We start from the raw sequence: 5,666 nt of genomic DNA, 5'->3' as shown, positions 1-5,666 counted from the left end.
GTCCACGGTCAGCGTCAGCCCGCCAAATGCGGTGAGCAGAAGTCCTTTGGTGTGAGTATCGTGAGACGACATGCAGCGACTTTCACAATGAATTCGGGAGAGGATGGCGGACCGGCGCAATCGCACGCTCTCCGCCAATCAGCGGAAAGACCAGCATCGTCTCGATTGAAAATGTTTAAGCCCGGACTTGGGAAAGAGTAATCAGCGCGCGACCGCTTCGTTGGTGTAGCGCTCCCAGCCCTTCGGGCCGAGATGCTCCTGCGGCATGAAGCGCATCTTATAATTCATCTTGCGCGAGCCGTTGACCCAGTAGCCGAGATAGACATGGGGCAGGCCCATCGCCCTGGCGCGGGCGATGTGGTCGAGGATCATGAACGTGCCGAGCGACCGTTCCTCGAAATCGGGATTGAAGTAGGAATAGACCATCGACAGGCCGTCGGCCATCTTGTCGGTGAGCGCCACCGCGATCAGCTCGCCCTGTCCCTTGCCGGTGATGAACGTGTCTGGTCCACGCCGCCGATACTCGATCACCTTGGTGTCGACATGGGTATCCTCGACCATCATCGCATAGTCGAGCACCGTCATATCGGACATGCCGCCACGGCGGTGGCGGGCATCGAGATAGCTGCGGAACAGGGAATATTGTTCGGTCGAAGGCTCGGCATTGTGCATGTGGCCGACGAGATCGGAATTGTGCTGCAGCACGCGCTTCATGTTGCGGCTGGCGACGAATTCCTGGGCGAGGATGCGTACCGAAACGCAGGCGCGGCAGGTCTCGCAGGCCGGCCTGTAGGCGATGTTCTGCGAGCGCCGGAAGCCGCCTTGGGTCAAGAGGTCGTTCATCTCCGCCGCCTTGTCGCCAACCAGGTGCGTGAACACCTTGCGCTCGAACTGGCCGTCGAGATAGGGGCACGGCGACGGCGCGGTCAGGAAGAACTGCGGCGACTGGGTCGGATGCTGCGTCATCGAGCCTTGGAAACACTCCTTCGAATCGCTCTACCTTTGGCGCGGACGGCGAAAAATTCAACAGGATTATGTGAGCGTGGTCGACTCGACGCCTTCACATTTGTGCTCAATCGGTTGCGACTGCTCTTCAGAGGGCCGTTTCAGCGGTCCGTGCGGCTGACGACCGTGCCAAGCAAAAGATCGTGCAAGGTGCGCTTGCGGTCGGAAAACAGCGTCACCAGCAGGACGAGCGGCGACAGGATGACATTGCCGGCCCAGAACAGCACCGAATGGACGACCGCGGTGAGGCCGTCGATCGGCCTCCCGTCGAGCCGGTCGAGGCGGATGCCCACCATCTTCATGCCCGTGGTGGCCTGGTCGGTGCTGCCCAGCGTGTTCCAGATGTAGAGGATGGCCACAGTCGGCAACAGGATACCGAACAGCATCCAGCCAAGCCCGAGGGTCAAAAGCCCGAGGAAGAACACCAGAATGGCAAACGGAATGGTAAGCAGCGCGACGATGACATAGTCGATCACGAAAGCCAGGATGCGCTTCGTGCGCACGCCGTCATAGGCCCTGACATCGTCGAGCCTGCTGGTGATGATTTCGCCGTCGAGAACGCGCGCGTTCATGTCATTTCCTCGTAACAAGGTCCGACATAGGGTGCGGACCGTTCAGCCATGAAATGGTGAAGGCCTGTGGCGGAATCAAGATCGGGCTTCTTGCGGTGCGCCGGCCTTCAAGGCGCTAGGCGCAATCTGAACCGGTTGAATTTGCGGCGCGGATAGCATTAGCTTGCTGCGGCGCAGCAAAAGCGCACATGGCAGGGGACGGGGCAATATGGACTACGACATGCTGGTCATCGGCAGCGGCCCTTCCGGTCGCCGGGCCGCGGTGCAGTCGGCCAAGCTCGGCAAATCGGTGCTGGTGGTCGATCGCGGCCGGCGTCTGGGCGGTGTCTCGGTGCATACCGGCACCATCCCGTCGAAAACGCTGCGCGAAACGGTGCTCAACCTTTCGGGTTGGCGTGAGCGCGGCTTCTACGGGCGCGGCTACCGGGTCAAGCAGGATATCTCGGTCGGCGATCTGGTCGAGCGCCTGCACAAGACGCTCGACCATGAGGTCGAGGTGCTGCAGCACCAGTTCATGCGCAACACGGTCAAGAGCGCCCGGGCTGCGGTGAAATTCCTTGGCCCCAACAAGGTCAGCCTGACCACCGACACCGGCGATTACAGCGAGGTCGGTTTTGCCAATGCGCTGATCGCGGTCGGCACCAGGCCGCACCGGCCGCGCGATGTGCCTTTCGACAAGACCCGAATCTTCGACAGCGACGAGATGCTGGAACTCGACCGCTTGCCGCGCACGCTGACGGTGATCGGCGCCGGCGTCATCGGGGTCGAATATGCAACGATCTTTTCCGCGCTCGACGTGCCGGTAACCTTGGTCGAGCCGCGGAACTCCATCCTAGATTTCGTCGACCGCGAGATCGTCGACGATTTCATCCACCAGATGCGCGATCGCGGCATGACCATCCGGCTGGGCAGCGCGGTGAAGGAAATCCGCTCCAAGCCGGACGCCGCCGAAGTGGAACTGGCCGATGGCCGCACCATTCGTTCAGAGGTCGTGCTCTACGCCGCCGGCCGCACCGGCAATGTCGGCAACCTGGGCCTGGATGTCGTCGGCATCGATGCCGACTCCAGAGGGCGTATCAAGGTCGACCCGCATACGTTCCAGACCAGCGTGCCCAACATCTACGCCGCCGGCGACGTCATCGGCTTTCCGAGCCTGGCCTCGACTTCGATGGAGCAGGGCAGAGTGGCGGCCTGCCATGCCTTCGGCGTGCCGTTGCCGCCGCCACCGGAGACCTTTCCCTATGGCATCTACGCGGTGCCGGAAATCTCGACGGTCGGCCAGTCCGAGGAACAGGTGCGTGAGAGCGGTGCGGCTTATGAGATCGGCGTGGCGCGCTTTCGCGAAACCTCGCGCGGCCACATCATGGGCGTCAACACCGGTTTCCTGAAACTGTTGTTCTCGGTCGAAACGCGCCGTCTGCTCGGCGCGCACATCATCGGCGAGGGCGCCACCGAACTCATCCACATCGGCCAGGCGGTGATCAATCTCGGCGGCACCGTCGACTTCTTCGTCAACAACACCTTCAACTATCCGACGCTCGCCGAAGCCTACAAGATCGCCGGACTGGATGCCTGGAACCGGATGGGACGAGGGTAGGCAGGCTGGTCATGCCGGCGAGCCTGTCAGCCTGCCGTCGCCAACGCCGCCGATCCCCGCAGCCATTGCCTGACGATTGCGGCGTCGGCGCTGCCGAATTCATGACCTGATGGGACAATCCGGGCGTCGATCTCGGCGCCATGCTGGCTGAGCAATGTCACCAGAGCAGGGGCGAAGGGCGAATAGGTGAGATCCGCGGCGCCGGCGATCATCAGGACGCGCACCTTTGACAAATCCGTCGCCGGCACGTGATCGAGCACCGGCATCGGCCGCAGCAGCGCGGCGCGCTCGACGAGCTCCGGATGTAGCAGCATCAGGCTTGAAACCAGATTGGCGCCGTTCGAATAGCCGAGGAACGTCGCGCGTGAGAGATCGAGATGGTGGTGTGTGGCCGTGTCGGCGACGAAACCCGCAAAGGCATCGGTTTCGGTGCGGATGCTGTGCTGTTCGAAGCGCGTCGGCGTGATGCGCGCGAACCAGCGGAAACCATCCTCCTGGACAATGCGGCCACGCACCGCGATCAGCTTGGCCCGCGGTGCGATCTCTCGCGCCAGCGGCACCAATGTCGTCTCGTCGACACCCGATCCATGCAGCAGGAAGAGACATTCGCCGGTTGAATCCGCCGGGCTGTAAAGCCGGTAGCTGAAGGCCAGATCACGCCACAGCGCACCATCTTGTGAGGTCTCTTCGATCATCGCGCATCCTCTTGATTATATGAGGTTTCGCTCAATTTGCCGGCTTCAAAACGCAATATTTTCAAGCTCCGCGAAAGTTGATTGAACCGGGCGCATTACAGTCCGTTTCTCCGCCGATAACATTCCTTCGGGAGGAATCGAAGCGGTGCGCCGGGGGTCGCATTGCCCGGCATGAACAACCAGCTTTGAGGCCTTTTTGTCGATGACCACCCAGATTTCCCCGGACCGCGATGCGCGTGTCCCAGACCGCGAGTCGCGCGTGTCGGATCGCGATTCGCGTATCCCGGATCGCACTGAGCGCGACACGCGCATAGATGTGTTCCGCGCTCTCGCTCTGCTGACAATCTTTGTCGACCATGTGCCAGGTACCGCCTTCGAGTATCTGACCTACAAGAATTTCGGCTTTTCCGATGCGGCGGAAGTCTTCGTGCTGATCTCCGGCATCTCGGTCGCACTTGCCTATGGCAGGAAATTCCAACCTGGAAACCGGCTGCTGGCAACCCTGAAGATGTTGCGCCGCGCCGGTGTGATTTATGCCACCCACATCGTCACCACCATGGTGGTGATGGCCATTTTCTGCGCCGCGGCGGTGTTTGCCAGGCGGCCGGAGCTTTTGACGATGATCAACATCGAGCCGTTGATCAAGAATACGCCGCAGGTGCTGATCGGCATCGTGACGCTCGGCCACCAACTCGGCTACAACAACATACTGCCCGTCTATGCGGTGCTGCTCTTGCTGACGCCGGTGTTCCTGCTCATTGTCAGCTATCGGCCGGTCTTGGCACTGGTCGCCTCCGGCGCCCTGTGGCTGGTCGCGGGGGTTTATCAAATTGCTCCGCCCAACTATCCCGAGCCCGGCTTCTGGTTTCTCAACCCGCTGTCGTGGCAGTTCCTTTTCAACATCGGCCTGGCAGGTGCATTGCATGTGCGTCGCGGCGGTACCATCCCGGTCAATCGCTGGCTGGTTGGCGCGGCCTTGGCCTACACCGCTGTGGCACTGGTCTGGGTGCACAGCCCGCTTTGGGGGCATATCTCCTGGTTTGGCCTGCCTCCGGTGCTGACCGGCTTCGACAAGACGTTCCTGTCGCTGCCGAGGCTGCTGCATATATTGGCGGTGAGCTACCTGATCGTGGCATTCCCGGCGGTCTCGAACCTGTTTCGCACCGGACGCGATCATCCGCTTGCCATATTGGGCAAACGATCGCTGCCGGTTTTCATTGCCGGCACGGTGCTTGCAATGGCGGCGCAAGTGCTGAAGCTGATCAATCCGGGCGGATTTGCCTATGACAGCCTGTTGATATCGGCCGGCATCGTCATGCAGTTCGCGCTCGCCTACTATCTCGAATGGCTATCGGGCCTTGGCTGGTCCGGCAAAAGCAGGCCGGCTCACAACGCCGCACCGCCCGTCCATGCTGCATCCTTCGCGATGCCGGCCATGGCGACAAGAATGGGCCGTTGAGCTCAGGCGGGCGAGGGGCCGGATGAGGCTCGCACCACGAGTTGGACCGGCAGCGATTGCCGGCTGAACGAACCGTCATTTTCAAGGATCGCCTTGACGGCAAGGCGGCCCATCTCGGCGATCGGCTGGACGATCGTGGTCAGCGGCGGCTTGGAAATCGCCCCCTCCGGAACACCGTCGAAGCCGACGACCGAAACATCGCCCGGCACCGCAATGTCGTGCTGCCGCAGCCAGTCCAGCGCATGGAGCGCCATCCTGTCGGACATCGCCAGAATGGCTGTCGGCGTCTCGGCACCGGCGAAAATATGGTCGAGGCCGGCCCAAACGCTCTTCTCGTC

General features: G+C 61.8%; 7 protein-coding genes. 2 read left to right on the top strand and 5 right to left on the bottom strand.

The window, feature by feature from the left end:
* Positions 1 to 201: 201 nt before the first annotated feature.
* Entirely contained in the window at positions 202 to 966 is a 765-nt protein-coding gene (locus EN750_RS16150; RefSeq protein ID WP_023810205.1) for an arginyltransferase, read from the bottom strand.
* A 140-nt stretch (positions 967 to 1,106) separates the two neighbouring features.
* On the bottom strand, positions 1,107 to 1,577 hold the full coding sequence (locus EN750_RS16145; RefSeq protein WP_127322646.1) for an RDD family protein: 471 nt from the start codon (positions 1,575 to 1,577) through the stop codon (positions 1,107 to 1,109).
* Positions 1,578 to 1,785: 208 nt separating this feature from the next.
* Here EN750_RS16145 and sthA point away from each other — a divergent pair, with 208 nt between their 5' ends.
* Complete coding sequence (gene sthA / locus EN750_RS16140; protein ID WP_127267508.1) at positions 1,786 to 3,174, top strand: Si-specific NAD(P)(+) transhydrogenase; 1,389 nt, start codon at positions 1,786 to 1,788, stop codon at positions 3,172 to 3,174.
* A gap of 26 nt (positions 3,175 to 3,200) precedes the next feature.
* Here sthA and EN750_RS16135 read toward each other — a convergent pair whose 3' ends face one another.
* A complete protein-coding gene (locus tag EN750_RS16135; protein ID WP_127396999.1) occupies positions 3,201 to 3,869 on the bottom strand; it encodes an alpha/beta hydrolase in 669 nt (222 codons plus the stop codon).
* A gap of 45 nt (positions 3,870 to 3,914) precedes the next feature.
* The gene (locus tag EN750_RS39450; RefSeq protein WP_164781845.1) at positions 3,915 to 4,079 is read right to left on the bottom strand and encodes a hypothetical protein; all 165 of its coding nucleotides are present in this window, start codon (positions 4,077 to 4,079) and stop codon (positions 3,915 to 3,917) included.
* Here EN750_RS39450 and EN750_RS16130 point away from each other — a divergent pair.
* Positions 4,072 to 5,328, top strand: a complete 1,257-nt coding sequence (locus tag EN750_RS16130) for an OpgC family protein (protein WP_127396998.1) — start codon at positions 4,072 to 4,074, stop codon at positions 5,326 to 5,328. The genes EN750_RS39450 and EN750_RS16130 overlap by 8 nt on opposite strands.
* A 2-nt stretch (positions 5,329 to 5,330) precedes the next feature.
* On the opposite strand, the gene EN750_RS16125 is transcribed toward EN750_RS16130, so the two are convergent.
* Positions 5,331 to 5,666 (bottom strand): substrate-binding domain-containing protein (locus tag EN750_RS16125; RefSeq protein WP_189526240.1); only part of this gene is annotated, 336 nt, incomplete at its 5' end.

This window comes from Mesorhizobium sp. M7A.F.Ca.ET.027.03.2.1 (genome assembly GCF_003999175.1).
Classification (GTDB): domain Bacteria; phylum Pseudomonadota; class Alphaproteobacteria; order Rhizobiales; family Rhizobiaceae; genus Mesorhizobium.
This window is presented reverse-complemented; position numbering and strand designations above follow the sequence as displayed.

What these genes read in the sequence shown, in the direction of transcription:
- EN750_RS16150 (WP_023810205.1), bottom strand. Translation starts at nt 966, where the DNA reads ATGACGCAGCATCCGACCCAGTCGCCGCAGTTCTTCCTGACCGCGCCG.
- EN750_RS16145 (WP_127322646.1), bottom strand. Translation starts at nt 1,577, where the DNA reads ATGAACGCGCGCGTTCTCGACGGCGAAATCATCACCAGCAGGCTCGAC.
- sthA (WP_127267508.1), top strand. Translation starts at nt 1,786, where the DNA reads ATGGACTACGACATGCTGGTCATCGGCAGCGGCCCTTCCGGTCGCCGG.
- EN750_RS16130 (WP_127396998.1), top strand. Translation starts at nt 4,072, where the DNA reads ATGACCACCCAGATTTCCCCGGACCGCGATGCGCGTGTCCCAGACCGC.
- EN750_RS16135 (WP_127396999.1), bottom strand. Translation starts at nt 3,869, where the DNA reads ATGATCGAAGAGACCTCACAAGATGGTGCGCTGTGGCGTGATCTGGCC.